Annotated in this window: 13 protein-coding genes and 1 pseudogene; 10 read left to right on the top strand and 4 right to left on the bottom strand. The window is 29.5% G+C overall.

Annotated elements, in window-relative coordinates:
* Window positions 1-401: 401 nt before the first annotated feature.
* Together LBD57_RS05645 and LBD57_RS05650 are read right to left on the bottom strand one after the other, a co-directional pair.
* Window positions 402-1,442 (bottom strand): response regulator, encoded by a 1,041-nt coding sequence (locus LBD57_RS05645; RefSeq protein ID WP_373470362.1) that lies wholly within the window; start codon window positions 1,440-1,442, stop codon window positions 402-404.
* Window positions 1,435-3,447 carry a hypothetical protein gene (locus LBD57_RS05650; RefSeq protein WP_373470363.1) on the bottom strand — a complete coding sequence of 671 codons (2,013 nt, stop codon included), beginning with the start codon at window positions 3,445-3,447 and terminating at the stop codon, window positions 1,435-1,437. Before LBD57_RS05650 ends, LBD57_RS05645 begins: the two co-directional genes overlap by 8 nt.
* 64 nt (window positions 3,448-3,511) lie before the next feature.
* Between LBD57_RS05650 and LBD57_RS05655 the strand changes: the two genes are divergently transcribed.
* A complete protein-coding gene (locus LBD57_RS05655; protein WP_373470364.1) occupies window positions 3,512-4,459 on the top strand; it encodes a peptidoglycan DD-metalloendopeptidase family protein in 948 nt (315 codons plus the stop codon).
* A gap of 166 nt (window positions 4,460-4,625) precedes the next feature.
* On the opposite strand, the pseudogene LBD57_RS05660 reads toward LBD57_RS05655, so the two are convergent.
* Window positions 4,626-6,287 (bottom strand): annotated as a pseudogene (locus LBD57_RS05660) (YgiQ family radical SAM protein).
* 8 nt (window positions 6,288-6,295) lie between these two features.
* The gene (locus tag LBD57_RS05665) at window positions 6,296-7,333 is read right to left on the bottom strand and encodes a glycosyltransferase family 2 protein (protein WP_373470365.1); all 1,038 of its coding nucleotides are present in this window, start codon (window positions 7,331-7,333) and stop codon (window positions 6,296-6,298) included.
* 110 nt (window positions 7,334-7,443) lie between these two features.
* On the opposite strand from LBD57_RS05665, the gene LBD57_RS05670 reads away from it, so the two are divergent.
* The 9 genes from LBD57_RS05670 to lpxC all read left to right on the top strand — a co-directional run bounded on the left by LBD57_RS05670 (window position 7,444) and on the right by lpxC (window position 16,434).
* Window positions 7,444-8,790 (top strand): NADP-dependent malic enzyme, encoded by a 1,347-nt coding sequence (locus LBD57_RS05670; RefSeq protein ID WP_373470366.1) that lies wholly within the window; start codon window positions 7,444-7,446, stop codon window positions 8,788-8,790.
* Window positions 8,771-9,607 (top strand): fumarate hydratase, encoded by an 837-nt coding sequence (locus tag LBD57_RS05675; RefSeq protein ID WP_373470367.1) that lies wholly within the window; start codon window positions 8,771-8,773, stop codon window positions 9,605-9,607. The genes LBD57_RS05670 and LBD57_RS05675 overlap by 20 nt, the downstream gene beginning before the upstream one ends.
* Complete coding sequence (locus LBD57_RS05680; protein ID WP_373470368.1) at window positions 9,604-10,134, top strand: FumA C-terminus/TtdB family hydratase beta subunit; 531 nt, start codon at window positions 9,604-9,606, stop codon at window positions 10,132-10,134. The genes LBD57_RS05675 and LBD57_RS05680 overlap by 4 nt, the downstream gene beginning before the upstream one ends.
* Window positions 10,135-10,136: 2 nt before the next feature.
* A complete protein-coding gene (locus LBD57_RS05685) occupies window positions 10,137-10,931 on the top strand; it encodes a type III pantothenate kinase (RefSeq protein WP_373470369.1) in 795 nt (264 codons plus the stop codon).
* Window positions 10,928-11,671, top strand: a complete 744-nt coding sequence (locus tag LBD57_RS05690; RefSeq protein ID WP_373470370.1) for a hypothetical protein — start codon at window positions 10,928-10,930, stop codon at window positions 11,669-11,671. The genes LBD57_RS05685 and LBD57_RS05690 overlap by 4 nt, the downstream gene beginning before the upstream one ends.
* Before the next feature lie 63 nt (window positions 11,672-11,734).
* Window positions 11,735-13,990, top strand: coding sequence for an outer membrane protein assembly factor BamA (gene bamA / locus LBD57_RS05695; RefSeq protein WP_373470371.1), 2,256 nt, complete (start codon window positions 11,735-11,737; stop codon window positions 13,988-13,990).
* A 25-nt stretch (window positions 13,991-14,015) separates the two neighbouring features.
* A complete protein-coding gene (locus LBD57_RS05700) occupies window positions 14,016-14,549 on the top strand; it encodes an OmpH family outer membrane protein (protein WP_373470372.1) in 534 nt (177 codons plus the stop codon).
* On the top strand, window positions 14,550-15,569 hold the full coding sequence (gene lpxD, locus LBD57_RS05705) for a UDP-3-O-(3-hydroxymyristoyl)glucosamine N-acyltransferase (protein ID WP_373470373.1): 1,020 nt from the start codon (window positions 14,550-14,552) through the stop codon (window positions 15,567-15,569).
* A gap of 7 nt (window positions 15,570-15,576) precedes the next feature.
* The gene (gene lpxC / locus LBD57_RS05710) at window positions 15,577-16,434 is read left to right on the top strand and encodes a UDP-3-O-acyl-N-acetylglucosamine deacetylase (RefSeq protein ID WP_373470374.1); all 858 of its coding nucleotides are present in this window, start codon (window positions 15,577-15,579) and stop codon (window positions 16,432-16,434) included.
* The last annotated feature ends 5 nt before the right edge of the window (window positions 16,435-16,439 follow it).

Raw genomic sequence — 16,439 nt, forward strand, 5'->3', positions numbered from 1 at the left:
CGATGGCTCTGCCGGGAATTCTATATCTGGCCTCCTTAAACTCTCTTATAAATTAGGGTAAAGATAGAGTCCTATGGAGAGGATATGCTATTACATTCTACAAATCATGAACACGCTCACGCTAAAAATAGGAGAGTAGTAACAAGAGTAGTGGGTAAGGATATAAATAAAGTGATGAACTAAAAATAATTGGATGACATACTATAAAATAAGAAGATTAAGTTGGGACTGGCATTGAAAAAGTAGGTAATTTTATAAGAATTTAACATAGATTTAAATATCTTCTACAAAAATTAGACATAAAAAACTTTTTAACAGCTTATCCTAGCTCTAAATTTGAACTAATTAATAAGGCATTGGTAAGAATTTTTTAATGTGTTCTCAAGTGGAAATCAAAATAGCTAAAATAAGTTTTGTAATATTATTGTTTTAACATTTTCTTCTACAGTTCTTCTAGGCGTAGCAAAAGCAGTTTTTATTAAAAAATCTTGAGTTAAGTCTTTAAGTTTGCATATTTTTGTGTACTTATTTGCATTTATAGTTTTTATTTGAGATATATCTGTAGTATCTGTAAAAACTATAAAATTTTGTATAAAAGGTCTAAGCTTTTCTTCTTTTTTAGTATATTTAAAATCATATAAAACTTTTTCTATACGTTTACTTACCTGTTTAAACTGATTTTCAGATTGCTCAAACAAGTTTCTCCTTTTAGTAGAAATTTTTTCTATATTATTTATAATAATTTTTGTAGGATCGTTGATATTTCCTATAATTTTTGCATTAGGGAAATACTTTGCTTCAAATAACATTATTGCAAATGGAAGAGGGGATGCTGTAAAAGCTATAACGTCTATTTCTTGACCGTTAATTATAATGTTTTCTTTTGGCTCGTATGGTGACTGCATAAATACTTTTGTCATGTTTTTTAATTTATTGTTTACTTCGTCTTCAAAAAGTTGTCCAGCGCCCTTGCCTTTAATATCTAACATTTCTGTAAGTAAATAGTTTTCTTTTTGTAAATCCTCGATAGTTTTTGTTTTATCTTCTTTAGTAGTAAGCGCTTTTTTAATTTTTATAATAAGTTCTGTTTCTGTTGCTGGTTTTGCCACGAAATCTATTATGTAGTCACCTGCTCTATCTGTTATTTTTTGTCCATAATTTTTTTCCATAGCAGAGAGCAATATTATTGGTAAATTTGGTGAAAATTCTTTTATGTTTGGTAAAATATCAAGACCTGTTTCTCCAAAACCAAAATAAATATCTAAAATCAAAAGATCTATTTTGTCAGGATTGTTTAAAAGAAATTTTTTTATTTCTGTTGTATTAGTAAATTGTAATATTTCTATATCTTGAAAATATTTTTTTATTGTCCTTTCTATAGACATGCGTATACTAGAGTCATCGTCTGTTATAGCAATTATTTTTTTATTTTTTTCATTCATCTTTTTCTCCAGTTGAGAAATCTTCTATAAAGTAGGGAATATTAATTACAGTCTCTAAACCATTCATTTTTCTAAATTGAATATTTTTTGCATAAATAAAACCACCTAGTATTTTTATAAAATTGCTTGCTATTATAGTGCCTTCTCCAAGTCTATTGCCTTTAGAGCTTTCTATAGAAGATTTGTATATTTTTGAAATTTTATTTTTTGAGAGCCCTCCTGCATTATCTAAAATTGACAAAGATATAAATTTATCATCTTTAATTTTTAATACTATGTTTATAGTTGCAGTAAAATTGTTATTAAGCACGTGTTTTTGTAAAGCGTATACTGAATTGTCTAAAATATTATCAAAAGCTATAAAAAATAATTTATTTATTTTGCAATAAATGTCAATTCTTTTAGTTTTAATAATTCTAATTTTGATATAGGGAGCTTTTAACTGTAACATGGATACAGTATTTTCTAGTTCTTTTATTATATCTTGTAAGTAATAAATTTTTAAATCTCTGTTAGTTAGTTCTTCAATATATTCACGTATTTCTTTTTGGTTTTTTAAAATTAGATTAGTATATGGTTTTACAACATTATCATAAACTTCAGTTAATAGTTCGTTTAGACCTGTTTTTGATTTTTCTAAATCATTTATCAAATCGTGCTTTGCGCTTTTTAAAAATTCTAAGGTATTATCAGACCAATTTAATTCTAAAACTTGTAGTTTCTGTTTTTGCTCATCAAAAGCTCCAGATATTTGTTCTGAAGTTTGTTTTTTTATAAGTTCATTATTTAATGTAACAGATTCTGTAACTTTGTTATTTCTTTGGTCAATTAATATAAAAGTGCACACAGTTACTAATAACCATAATAGTAGTTCTGGATTAGCTTTTACAATGCTAATTGTATTGTAATATTCTATAGGTGTTATACCTGTTATGACAATAAGTATGAATAAATATGTGATTATTAAAATACTTGATACAAAAAAAATGTCAATAAGAAAATATTTACTGTCTTTATCTATACTTTTAATGTCAAGATTATATTTTGGTGTAATTTGTAAATATTTATATGACCTTGCTGAAAAAAGATTTAACATTAGAAAAATAACAAATATAAAAATAGGAAAACTAAGAATTTCTAAAAATATATAATCTTGGAGAGAATACAATGATAAGTTATTCATAAAACCTACAAGCAAGTTAAGAGAAGTTGTTTTTATCTTTAAAATGTATATAATAATCAGTATGAAAAATAAGCAGATTTCTGGTGAGGAAAATCGAGTTAGTGTTATTTTATGCCAAGGTATATCAATTTTATATATTTGTTTTTGATAAGTGTTTGTTAATGTATAAATATTAAATTTGAATATTGTTAAACATATTGTAAGTCCGAAAAAGACGTCAATAATTTTGTCAGGAATTTCTATAAAAGTGTCTGCTATATAGTTTATAAATATTGTAGTAATGTCAGAATTTGAAAAATTAAAAAGATTTTTAAATAAATGAGCAAAAAACAAAGAGTAAGGTTTATCTACTAGTATATTTTGGAAGATGATATTTCTTATAATAGAAGAAAAAAATGCTGTCAAAAGTCCAGCACCAACACCATAAAATAATAAGAAATATATAGCTTTACTGAAATTAGACTTTAGAGAAGATTTTTGTTCTAAGGTTTTAAATATTGTAAAAATCCCACACTCGCTTAGAATGCCCCAATATAATGCTCCCACAATGTTTACGACTGCAAGATAAATAAAATGTGGAGATGTTGACACTGCAAGTAAAATTGTAGAAGCAAAAGCTACTATTATGCCCCATAAGCTTCCTAACACTATTGCTGCTACAAATGTTCCAACCATATCGAAGTATAAAAAATTGTAACTGTTTTCGTAAACAAAAAAGTATCCGGCCCAGTTTAAAAGAATAGAAAATACGGCTACAAGAAACAAAAACTTTTTATCGCGAAGCTTCCAATATAAACTTGAAAACAGATTAAAAAAGTTCATGAGAATATAATATTAATATTATTATAATTTTACAAGTAAATTTTAAATTTATTATAATACACGCATGCATGAAATAAAAGATATTATTTTTAGATGGGTTTTGTTTATCACGTTTATTCTTTTTGCTGTTTTTGTTACCCAAATAGCAGTTGTAAAAAAAGCGGCGGCTATAATATCGTCTGTTCCAATTGTAAGTTTGCCCGTATATTCTCCACAAGATTTATTAAATGATGTTAGTTTAAGAGCAAAGTATCTTTCTGCCAGAGTTAGAGAAACAAGCTTTTTTGTTTATACAGTAAAACCTAAAGATAACCTTTGGAAACTTGCCAAAAGGTATGGATATTCAGTACACACATTAATTGGCGTTAATCCTCAGCTTAAGACATACGAAATAAATACAAATCAAAAAATTTTAATACCATCTTCGGGAGGCTGCTTACATCCTGTTCAAGAAGGGGATACTTGGCAAAAAATAGCTCAGCGATATGATGTAGATATTGATGAGTTACAGCTTAAAAATTTTGGTGTTTCTAGTCTAATTGCAGGGGAATATGTATTTGTTCCTGGTAAATATCCTGCAATAGATTTAATGAATAAGAGCATGCAAGAAAAGTATGAGCAGAGATCTTTATTTCAATCACCAATAAGTGGCAGATATTCTTCTGTTTTTGGAAAACGTGTTCATCCTGTAACTGGGAAAGTAAGTTTTCATGGTGGTATAGATATTGCAGTGCCATCTGGTACGTGGGTAGGAGCAGCTGCTGAGGGTATTGTGATAGTTGCAAGTAGTAACGTAAGCCATTACGGTACTGCTGTTTTTATAGATCATAAAAATGGATATATTACACATTATGGACATCTTTCTAAACTGTATGTAAGCGTTGGGCAGAAAGTAAGAAAAGGTCAACTTATAGCAAAAAGTGGAGCAACTGGTAGAGTTACTGGTCCTCATCTTCACTTTACAATAAAAAAAGGTGATAAAACTTTAGACCCTATGAAATTTATTTGGTAATTTGTTTATTTACTAAAAAGAAAGTTTGAGGTGAGTCTATCTCTAGCGCTCAAGTCATGGTATGCAGCTGTGAAGTTAAAATCTGTTTGAGCATTAGGGTTCCCCCAAACCACCTTTTTTATGAATGATTCTTCCTTTTTTTTCGTTAAAACGGTCAAGTCAGGTTCTATAGACAAACTATTCTTTTCTGTTTAGCATTTCTATCTTTTTGAACAAAAAATTTATTTTTAAAAGATCTTTTTGACTGTAATACATTAATGTTGCGTTTGTGGATGGTGTTGGTGTAAAGATTTGCACTTGCTCTGGATGGATTTTTAGGTTTTTGTCTATAAAATTTTTAAGACTTTTCATTTCTTTGTCACTACAACCCGGATAAGCTGCAATAAAATAATAAGTTAAAAAAATTTTTGAAGAGTTTATTCTTTTAAACATTTCAATAAAATCTTTTAATATTTGAGAATTTGGTTTGCCCATAAGAGCTAAAATATTATCGTCACAATGTTCAGGAGCTATTTTCATTTGCCCAGAAACATTATTATTTACTATAAAATTTAAATATTTTTCTCCAAACAATTTATCTGAACAAACCATATCATATCTTATCCCAGAAGAGATAAATACTTTTTTAATATTTGGTAATAATGCTAATTCTTTTAAAAGTTCAATTTGACTATCATGTCCTGCATCTAAATTTTTGCAAGTGCTTGGATATAAGCAACGTTTGTTTTCGCATGTTCTTGCAATTTTGTTTGCCAAGCATTTTGAATTAAACATGTTGGCTGTAGGCCCACCTAAGTCTGTTATATAACCTTTAAAATCTTTAAGATTTGTTATTTTTTGTGTTTCGTTAATTATAGATTCTTTACTCCTAGAAATAACTTTTTTACCTTGATGTATTGAAATAGCGCAGAAATTGCATTCTCCAAAACAACCTCTATGTGTTGTAATTGAAAATTTTATTGTTTCTTGGGCTTTTACATGCCCTAGTTTTTGATAGTATGGATGTACTTGCCTTGTGTAGTTTAGGTTGTAAATTTGATCTAGTTCTTCTTGAGATAAAGTGTCTTGTTTTGGGTTGCATATTAGATATCTATCATTGTGTTTTTGTGTTAAGATTTTTTCATTTTTACTGCAAGAATTTTTATAAAAAGTAGAAAAACTTTCAAAAAATTTATCACTGTTTTCTATGCACTCTTCAAATGATGGTATTTCTAAAGAATCTTCTGGTTTGTTTTTTGATATATAACATATACCTTCAATATTTTCATAACTTGTGCCATTTTTAAAACATTTTGCAAGTTCCAAGGTGCTTTTTTCACCCATACCGTAAACTATAATATCGGCTTTTGAATCAAACAATATTGAGCGTCTTAAAGCATTGTCTTTGTAGTCGTAATGGACTATCCTTCTTAAACTTGCTTCAACTCCTCCAAGTATTATAGGTTTTGTGTTTTTAAAATATCTTCTTATTAGATTTGTGTAAACCATACACGTTCTGTCTGGACGTTTGTTATTTATTCCTCCAGGAGTTAAGTCATCGTTATTTCTAAACTTATTTAATGCTTGTATAGTTTGCTACAAAAGAGTCCATAGCTCCAGCGCTTATTCCCCAAAAGAGCTTTGGTTCTCCTAATCTTGTAATTTCATCAGTTTTAATATCAGGTTGAGCTATAACTGCAACTTTAAAACCTTGATATATAAGATAGTTTCCTATTACAGCAACTCCTATAAAAGGACTATCAATATATGTATCTCCTGAAACTAAAATTATATCAGGTCGGTCCCATTTAAGTAACTTTATCTCTTCCTTAGTTGTCGGCAAGAACATGAAAATCCTTAAAAAATGTATTTTTTGAACTTTTCTCTACATTTTTTTCTATAACTTTTTTTAGGTAAAAATTTTGAAATTCCAAAAATTAAACCAAAATAATATTTATTTAAAGTTTGCATTGTTTTTGAGAGCTTATTGAAATAAATTATATAGTTTAAAAAATCATAAAAATTATTTTTATCAGTTCTAGTGTAATCTTTAGGGAAGTTAATTTGTTTTAGCAAATCTACAATATATGGAACCATATCTTTAATATTAGGTGAACGTTCTATACTTTGAATAATTAATTGAATAAAAGATTCTTTGTAATCTTCGAATATGTTTTTTTTATTTAAATAGTTATATATGTTTTTAATAGCTTTAAAAATATCATTTCTATTTTTTTTGCTAGAAAGTATAGAATTTGGTCTTAATCTATAAATATAAAGATGTTTGTTGATAAAATAAATTTCTTTTGATTGTGTAAAAAATCTATAGTAAAATTCCAAATCTTCAAAAAGAATATTTTCTGAAAATATAATATTATTTTCCTTTATTGTACTCAAACGATATACTTTATTCCAACAATTTATAGGAAAAATATTTATATTTTTAGAAGTTACAATTAATGGCCCATTATCACTTTTTAGAAAGTAATTATCTTTTGTAAAAGACTTTTTTGTATCATTAAATATTTTTATATTAAACCATACGCTGTTTAGTTGTAATTCTTCAAGTTTTGTGTAGGCAACTTCTAAGAAATCAGGTTTTACATAATCGTCAGGGTCAATAAAAGAAATATATGTTCCTATAGAATTTTGTATTCCTATATTTCTTGCAATACCAGGAAGTTTGTTGTTGTTTAATTGTAATATTTTTATTCTATTATCTTTTTTTAAAAAACTTTCAACAATTTTTATAGAAGTATCTGTGCTACAATCGTCAATACAAAGTATTTCTATATCTTTTAAAGTTTGGGATATAACACTTTCTAAACACTGTCTTATATATTTTTCAACATTATAAATTGGAATAATAACAGAAACCTTTGGAATATTTAACATAAAAACCTCGCAATTTATTAAATTATTATACAAAAATTACTACTGTTTGACGAGTATTGTTTAAAGATATATAATTAATATACATAGTTTATACTTGTTTAGGGTTTACCATGAAAAGAAATAATAATGAAGAAAAACTTTTAACAGCAGCTCAAAAGCCATCTAAAATAGCAAAAAAATTACATTCTTTTTATAAAGGCAAAGTAGAAGTAGTACCGAAATGCCAAGTGAAAAGCCTAAATGATTTTTCTATATGGTACAGTCCTGGTGTTGCTGCAGTTTGTATGGATATTTATAAAAATCAAGAATTAGTTTATGAATATACAAATAAAGGCAATAGCGTTGCAATTGTCAGTGATGGTTCAAGAGTTTTGGGCCTTGGAGATATTGGCGCGAAAGCTAGTATGCCTGTTATGGAAGGGAAAGCTCTTCTTTATAAATATCTTGGTGGAATAGATGCATATCCAATATGTCTTGGAACAAAAGACGAGAAAGAAATAATACAAACTGTTAAAATTTTGCAGCCTTCTTTTGGTGGCATAAATTTAGAAGATATATCGCAGCCAAAATGTTTTTCTGTTTTAAATACATTAAGAAAAGAATGTTCCATACCAGTTTGGCATGATGATCAACAAGGCACTGCTCTTGTTACCCTAGCAGGTTTTATAAATGCTTTAAAAGTTGTAAACAAGAAAGCATGTGATATTAAGATAGCTATGATAGGTGCAGGAGCAGCTAATGTGTGTATAGCCAGGCTTTTAATTTTGTACGGTGTAAATCCTAAAAATATAGTTATGGTTGATGTTAAAGGAATATTGCACAAAGGACGTTTTGACTTAAAAGCATGTTATGAGCAGTGGGCACTTGCCTTAGATACGAATGCCTATGATATTAGAGGTGGTATAAAAGAAGCTATGACAAATGCAGATGCTGTTATTGCTTTATCTTCACCAGGCCCAGGAGTAATAAAGAAAGAGTATGTGTCTTTAATGGCAAAAAATCCTATAGTGTTTGCTTGCGCAAATCCAGTTCCGGAAATTTGGCCTTGGCAAGCAAAAGAAGCAGGCGCTGTTGTAGTTGTAACAGGTAGAAGCGATTTCCCTAATCAAGTAAACAATTCTTTAGGGTTTCCTGGCGTTTTTAGAGGAGTTTTAGATGTAATGGCTGTAACAATTACAGATACGATGTGTATAATGGCTGCTAAAGAGCTTGCGTCTTGTGTACCTGACAATAAAATAAAACCTGGTAAGATTCTTCCAACCATGGATGAATGGGAGATTTTTCCAAAGGTTGCAGCTGCGATAGGAGTAGAAGCTGTTAAAGAAAAAGTTGCTTCCAAAAAGTTAAGTTATGATAAGCTTTATGAAACCGCAAAAAAAATTATAGGAAGAAGTAGACACATAACAGAAACAATGATGAAAAAAGGTTACATACAGAGTGCGAAATATAGAATCTAAAATTATAATAGAAGCAATAGCAAATTTGTGTGCTAAAGCAAACTTTCATTTACCTAATGATATTTTATGTGCTTTAAAGCAGAGCATTTTGTATGAAGACAATGTGGCAAAAGATATTTTAGAAGAGATTATTGAAAATGCAGAAATTGCAAAAACAAATGGTTTGCCTTTGTGCCAAGATACAGGTACAGCTAACTTTTTTGTGAAATTGGGTAGAAATGTACAAATAGAAGATGGAAATATTTATGACGCAATAAACGAAGGAGTATCTTTAGGATATAAAAACAACTATTTACGTAAGTCCATCGTCAGTGATCCTTTAAATAGAAAAAATACACAGAATAATACTCCTGCAAATGTTTATGTTGATAGTATAGATGGTGATAAAATAGAAATTTCTTTTTTACCTAAAGGTGGTGGCAGTGAAAATGCAAGCGCTTTAAAAATGCTTGCGCCTTTTTGCGGATGGGAAGGAATAAAAGGGTTTGTTTTAGATGTTGTAGACAACGCAAGAAATGCTTGCCCTCCTTTAATTGTAGGTATAGGTATAGGAGGAGACTTTTCTTCAGTTGCGTTATTGGCAAAAAAAACTTTATTTAGAGAAATCGGCAGCAAAAACAACAGTTCTTTTTATGATAATAAGGAAAAAGAACTCTTAGAAGATATAAATAAATTAAATATAGGACCTATGGGATTGCGTGGCAAAACTACTGCATTAGCAGTTTTTATTGAAACAAAACCTACTCACATAGCTTTGCTTCCAGTAGCTGTAAGTATTCAATGTCACTCTTGTAGAAGGCAAACTATCACAATATGAATGTACACTTAAATGATTTAATTTTTAATTTAAATAGTTTAAAAGCTGGACGAAAAATTTTGTTTAGTGGAACAATTTATACTGCAAGAGACGCTGCTCATAAAAGGATCATAAATTTACTAGATTCTGGTAATAAAGACAAAATTCCTTTTAATTTAACTAATTCTGCAATTTATTATTGCGGGCCCACGCCAACAAAACCAGGGAATATTGTTGGCGCTTGTGGTCCTACAACATCTTCTAGAATGGATGTTTTTACACCAAGATTGCTCAAAGAGGGTATAAAAGTTTTAATAGGAAAAGGCGATAGGTCTAAAGAAGTTGAGAATTCAATAAAAAAAAACAATGCAATATATTTTATAGTTACAGGTGGTGTTGCTGCGCTTATTTCTAAGTCTGTAATAAAAGCAGATTTAATTGCTTTTGAGGATTTAGGACCGGAAGCTATTTATAGATTTGAAGTAAAAGATATGCCACTTATTGTTGCTATTGATAATCTTGGCAACAATATTTTTGTAAGAGGATAACAATGTTTTTAGCTTTGGATATAGGAAACACAAATATAACAGTAGGATTATTTAAAATGGAGGGCAAAAATGTTTTAAGTAATCCTTTACAAGTTTATAGAATGTCTACTATAAAGTGGCAAACTTCAGATGAATATGCAACTATGCTTATGAATATGTTTTTTTATAATGATTTTAATGCTAGAGATGTAAAACATGTTGCTATTGCAAGTGTAGTCCCTTCTTTAAATGTTATTTTTGAAGAAATGACAAAAAAATATTTTAACAAAAAAGTGTTTTTTATCAATCATAAAAATTGTGGTGATTTAAAGTTTGCGTCTTTAGATAATAAAGAAGTTGGAGCTGATAGAATTGCAGATGCAGTCGCTGCTTATTTTATGTATGGTGGTGGTTGTATTGTTATTGATTTTGGAACAGCAACGACTTTTGATTGTATAGATACTAATGGAAGATACTTAGGTGGTGCTATTGCCCCAGGTCCATTAATTTCTGCACAATCTTTAAGTTTAAAAACAGCACAATTGCCCCAGGTCGAACTTAAAAAACCTTCAAAAGCTATAGGGACAACTACTGTTGAATGTATACAAGCAGGTCTTTATTTTGGATATGTCGGACTTGTTAAAGAGATTATAAAGCTAACAAAAAGAGAAATGAAAGTTAATCATATAATTGCTACAGGTGGAGTTGCCAGTTTGATGTTAAATGAAATAGATGAGATAGAAGTTATACTCCCAAACTTAACATTAGAGGGTATAAGAATTATATGGGAAAAAAGGAATAGGGGTTTAAGAAAATGAACAAAGTTTTTACATTTTTTGTAATGTTTTTTTTGTTAACTTCTCAAGGTATAGCAAATCCATACACATCTTTTAATTCTGTTTTAGATGCTTTATCCACCCAAGATGCTCAAAAAAGTCTTGATATTTTTACAAAAGATTTTGGGCAAGTAATTTCCGGAGGTACTTTTGGCGTTGGCGATGCACTCGGCCCTCTTGGCGTTTATGCTAGTTTAAAAATTTCTTATAGGAGTATTTCTAAAGATAATATAATTGTTAAAGATACAGACTCAAAAGGGTTGTTTTTCCCTATGCTTCATTTTTGTATAGGATTACCTTATGATTTTAATACTATTTTAAGATTGTCAAGATTTGATGATACAACTATTATTGGGGCTGGTCTGCTTTACGAACTATTTAGACCAAAAGCTGTTATAGTTCCTGCCATTTCCTTGCAATCTGTTTATAATAATGCGTGTGCCAACACTGATAGTAACGAATTTAAAGCTTGGAATTTAAAAAATTCTATACTTTTGCAATTTTCTAAAATTCCACTGTTAAAACCTTATGTAGGTTTAAATTATGACATTACTCATCTTTCAGCATACACATCTAAATATGCAGGAATGTCTTCAGATGTGAATGGTTTTGGTTATGGAGCAGGCTTAAGTGTTAGTTTAGGTGTTTTTAACTTTATTTTCGATGTTTTTACTTATAGCGATGAACCTACTTATAGCTTTGGGATGTTTATGAGTTTTTAATTTGAGAAAGGCATGTATTTTTAGTAAAATGCTAAAGTTGTTATCCTATTGTGGGAGTTTTTGATGAAAAATCGTGTTGTGCTTATATTTTTTATGTTTTTTTTCACATCAATTGTTTATGGTACAGATAGAGTATCTTTTGTTTTGGTTGAAGGACTACATAGTGTTAAATTAAAAACAGTTTTATCAGCTATTAACATTAAAAAGGGCGAAATATATTCTGCAGATGTAGCTAGAGAAAATGTTCGCTCTATATCTGGTCTTGACTATTTTGAAAATGTCGAAGTAAGCTTTGATGACCAACGAGGGATTCTTACTTTTACAGTTACAGAAAAACCTTATATAAATCGTATTGTTTTTAAAGGGAATTCAGCTTTACCAACAAATAAACTAAAAAGAACAAGTGTATTAAAAGAAAAAGAATATTATGACATCTTAAAATTGGAAGAAACTAAAAATAAAATTTTAGAGTTATATAGCGATAAAGGTTATGCAGATTGCCAAATAGAAGCTTATCCAACGGTGGATGCAGACACAAATAAAATCACTATAACTTTTGTTATAACGGAAAATAATAAAGTTGTTATAGGTGGAGTAGATGTAGAGGGGGTGTTTTCGTTTAAGACTAAAAAAATTTTTAGGATTATGAAAACAAGACCTAAAAAAATATTTAAAGAAGGTATTTTTCAAGCAGATTTAATGGCAGTACAAAGTTTTTATAAAGATAAGGGTTTTATGGATTATCAGCTGCTGTCTTCATCTATTACATATAATGAAAGTAGGACAGAAATGTTTTTAAAAATCAATATAGATGAAGGCAATAGATATGAAATTGGTGATGTAAGTTATACTGGAACTTTTGCTATTGATGATAAGGATATTCAAAAAGTAATTAAATTAAAAAAGAAACAAATTTATAATCAGGGCCAAATTATTGAAATAGTTAGAAATATATATTCTTTATATTCTGACAGAGGTTATTTAAATGCAAAAATTGAGCCGGAATTTACTAAATCAAATGAAGTTTCTAGTATGGTAGATGTAAACTTTTCAATTCAAGAGAATACAATAGTATATGTAGGCAACATTTATATTGATGGTCTTGTTTCTACAAAAGATAAAGTAATAAGAAGAGAAGTCCTTTTGTCTCCAGGGGATGTGTTTTCTTTGCAAAAGGTGCGTAGAAGTGTAGAGAAAATTTATAATTTAGGTTTTATTGAAAGTGTTGAGACCCAACCTATGCCTACAGGTGATCAAGGTGTTCTAGACCTGTCTCTTGCTGTTACAGAAGGGAAGCCTGGCATGGTTACGGCTGGAATTGGATATTCTTCAGTTGATTTGCTGATAGGTTCTTTTCAGATACAACATATGAATTTATTTGGTTTAGCCCAAAGATTGAATTTATTATGTGAATTTGGCGCTCGCAGGCGAAATTATGAATTAGATTGGACAGAGCCAAGAATTTTAGACAAAAATATAAAGTTGACTTTAAGCCTTTTTAATACAAATAGGAAAAAAGATTATACAACTTATACAGATGCTTACGAAGAGGGGAGAGTAGGTTTTTCTACAGAGATTGGCCCTAGATTAAGCGAGACTGTAGCCTTAGCTTTTGGATATACTTTGGAAGACATAAAGCTTAAAGATATGAAAGATGATGTGAAAAAACAAATAGAACAAGCTGCCGATCTTTCAAAAGGAAAAACCTCTAGTGTATCTACAGGGATTATTTATGATTCTAGAGATTATGTTTTTGATCCCTCAAAGGGTAGTAGACAATTTCTTAAATTCCAAGTGGCAAGTAATGAACTAGGAGGAGAAATAAACTATATAAGAGGTATTGCAAGGTCTACTTGGTTTTTCCCAACTTTTTGGAAATTAGTGTTATGTGCTAATATTGAGCTTGGTGCAATTACAGCTTATGGAAATCAGACTTCAGTTCCAATTTACGAAAGATTTTATGTAGGTGGCCAAGGCGATATTAGAGGTTACAAGCCTAGAGTACAAATAGGCTCTAAAAATGGGGGTAAAGTAAAAGGTGTTTTAAATGTAGAATATAAGTTCCCTATAGTTGCAGAAAAAGACAGGTCAATACTTGTAGGTGCTTTTTTTTATGATATAGGTGGCTCTTGGACAGATTTTAATAATATAAATTTGGAGCTTGGAAGTGGGGAAAAGAATTTACGCTCTGGAGTAGGGTTTGGGATAAGAATAGCAACGCCAGTTTTCCCTGTAAGACTTGATTATGGCTACGGGTTAAACCATAAAGAGGGTGAACCTTTACAAGAGTTCTATTTTACGATGGGAAATGTTTTCTAAAAAATTTTTTTTATTAGTTTTTTGTTTGATTTTTATATCTTTAAAGGGATTTGGTCTAGATGAACCTTTAAGTGTTGAAGTTTTTAATAGTGTTTTTTGTGTTGATATGGACGAAATATTTAATGCTTACCCAAAAACACTAAAATATAAAAATGAAATTAAAGAGTTTGCCTATAAAAGAAAAGTGATTATAGAAGATTTAATAAAAGAGTTTAATAAGTTGAAATTTAAAATAGAAACTTTAGAGTCAAAAATATCAAAAGCAAAGGTGGAAAATAATGAAGTGCTTGTCTGTGAACTATCAAAAGAATTAGAAAGTCTTTTAGTAATTTTAAAAGAACAAAGTATAAAAATTTCAGATTTGTCTGAAAGTTCAAAGAAAGATATATCTTTGCTGGAACAACGTTATAGCGCAGAAGTTTTAAAGGATATAGAGACTTTGTTGAAAGAATTTGCAAAAAAGTATCACGTAGACACAATCTTGGATAAAAAAAGTGTTTTATTTGGTAAATATAAAAACATTACCGACGAGATTGTAAAAGATATAAAAGGGAAATAAATGAAGTTAACTGCTTGTGAATTAGCAAATATTGTTGCTGGCCAGCTTATTGGCAAGAAAGATATTCTTTTAACTGGTGTTAATAGTCTTTCTAATGCAAAAGAAAATGAAATTTCTTTTTTAGGAAATTTAAAATATTTGCAAGATGCTTTAACAACTAAAGCGGGTGTTATATTTGTAGCTTTTGATACAGATATTTCAAAATTTAAAGATAAAAATATTATAAAGGTAGAAAACCCTCAATATTCTTATAGTATAGTGCTTAGCTTAATAGAAAAAGAAAGATTAAATGAAATAATACATAGTACTGCTTGTATATCTAATGATTCTGTTATAGGGATATCTGCTTATATTGGGCAAAACGTTGTTGTTGAGAGTGGTACAAAAATTGGAAATAATGCTAAGATTTTTCCAAATGTTTATATAGGCAAAAATGTTACAATTGGAGATGATTGCCTTATTTATCCGAATGTAGTTATAAGAGAAGGTACAATTATTGGAAATAGAGTTATAATACAACCTGGAGCTGTTATTGGGGGAGATGGGTTTGGGTTTGCGAATATTTCTGGGAAAATTTATAAAATTCCTCAAATAGGTTACGTAAAGATAGGAGATGATGTTGAAATAGGCGCAAATACTACTATAGATAGAGCTACTTTTGATTCAACTAAGATAGGTAATGGGACAAAAATAGATAATCTTGTACAGATAGCTCACAATGTTGAAATAGGGGAAGATTGTATTATTGTAGCTCAAGTAGGGATAGCAGGTTCTACTCACATAGGTAATAATGTAACTATTGCAGGACAAACTGGTCTTGGCGGACATTTAAAAATAGGTAATAATGTAACTATTGCAAGTCAATCTGGTATTTCTGGTAATGTAAAAGATGGCCAACAAGTAGGTGGAAACCCTATGGCGCCTTTAAACCAAAGTATAAAAATAAGAGCTTTAATTAGAAAATTACCTGAAATTTATAACGATTTAAAAAAAATAAAAAAAGATCTAGAGGATAAGTAGATTTATTATGACAAAACAAACGACTATTTTAAAAGAGATTTCGCTTGAGGGTATCGGTCTTCACACAGGGAATAAAAGTGTTGTAGTATTTAAGCCAGTAACCCAAGCTGATTATGGCATAAGATTTATAAGGGTTGACTTACCTAATAAACCTGAAATTGAGGCAAATTATGAAAATACAGCTACAGGACTTGCTGTAAGAGGGACTGTGATAGGGAAATATGGTGCAAGAGTACATACAATAGAACATATAATGTCTGCATGCGCAGCTTTAAGTATTGATAACTTAGCTATAGAGATAAACAATAATGAACCTCCAATTTTAGATGGAAGTTCAAAAATTTTTACAGAAACTCTTTTAAATGCTGGTATAAAAGAGTTGGATGCGCAAAGGGAATTTTATACGATTAATGAGCCAGTTCATTTTGAATCTGGGAAAACTAAAATTTCAGCATATCCTAGCGATCACTTAGAAATAGATTGTACTATAGGTTTTGACCACCCATTTTTAGAACATCAAAATTTATCTTTAAGGGACTTAAATAAAGATAATTACTTAATTGATTTTGCTAGCGCTAAAACCTTTTGTTTTGACTATGAAATAGAGGCTTTGAAAAAAAATGGGCTTGCTCTTGGCGGCTCAATGGAAAATGCCATAGTTATAGGGTTAAGCGGAATACACAATAAAGAGCCACTCCGCTATGAAGACGAATTTGTACGGCATAAAATTTTAGATTTAATAGGGGACCTTTATTTAGTAGGAAAACCCATTAAAGCAAAAATAGTTGCTCAAAAACCAGGACATAAAAACAATATAAATTTTGTGAAAGAATTTGCTAGTAAAGCCATTATTAAAAAGAATTAAAATTT

Source organism: Candidatus Endomicrobiellum cubanum (assembly GCF_031278955.1).
GTDB classification, from domain to species: Bacteria; Elusimicrobiota; Endomicrobiia; order Endomicrobiales; family Endomicrobiaceae; genus Endomicrobiellum; species Endomicrobiellum cubanum.

Bases quoted from the DNA above. Each gene is read 5' to 3' on its own strand.
- LBD57_RS05645 (WP_373470362.1), bottom strand. From the start codon at position 1,442: ATGAATGAAAAAAATAAAAAAATAATTGCTATAACAGACGATGACTCT.
- LBD57_RS05650 (WP_373470363.1), bottom strand. From the start codon at position 3,447: ATGAACTTTTTTAATCTGTTTTCAAGTTTATATTGGAAGCTTCGCGAT.
- LBD57_RS05655 (WP_373470364.1), top strand. From the start codon at position 3,512: ATGCATGAAATAAAAGATATTATTTTTAGATGGGTTTTGTTTATCACG.
- LBD57_RS05665 (WP_373470365.1), bottom strand. From the start codon at position 7,333: ATGTTAAATATTCCAAAGGTTTCTGTTATTATTCCAATTTATAATGTT.
- LBD57_RS05670 (WP_373470366.1), top strand. From the start codon at position 7,444: ATGAAAAGAAATAATAATGAAGAAAAACTTTTAACAGCAGCTCAAAAG.
- LBD57_RS05680 (WP_373470368.1), top strand. From the start codon at position 9,604: ATGAATGTACACTTAAATGATTTAATTTTTAATTTAAATAGTTTAAAA.
- LBD57_RS05685 (WP_373470369.1), top strand. From the start codon at position 10,137: ATGTTTTTAGCTTTGGATATAGGAAACACAAATATAACAGTAGGATTA.
- LBD57_RS05690 (WP_373470370.1), top strand. From the start codon at position 10,928: ATGAACAAAGTTTTTACATTTTTTGTAATGTTTTTTTTGTTAACTTCT.
- bamA (WP_373470371.1), top strand. From the start codon at position 11,735: ATGAAAAATCGTGTTGTGCTTATATTTTTTATGTTTTTTTTCACATCA.
- lpxD (WP_373470373.1), top strand. From the start codon at position 14,550: ATGAAGTTAACTGCTTGTGAATTAGCAAATATTGTTGCTGGCCAGCTT.
- lpxC (WP_373470374.1), top strand. From the start codon at position 15,577: ATGACAAAACAAACGACTATTTTAAAAGAGATTTCGCTTGAGGGTATC.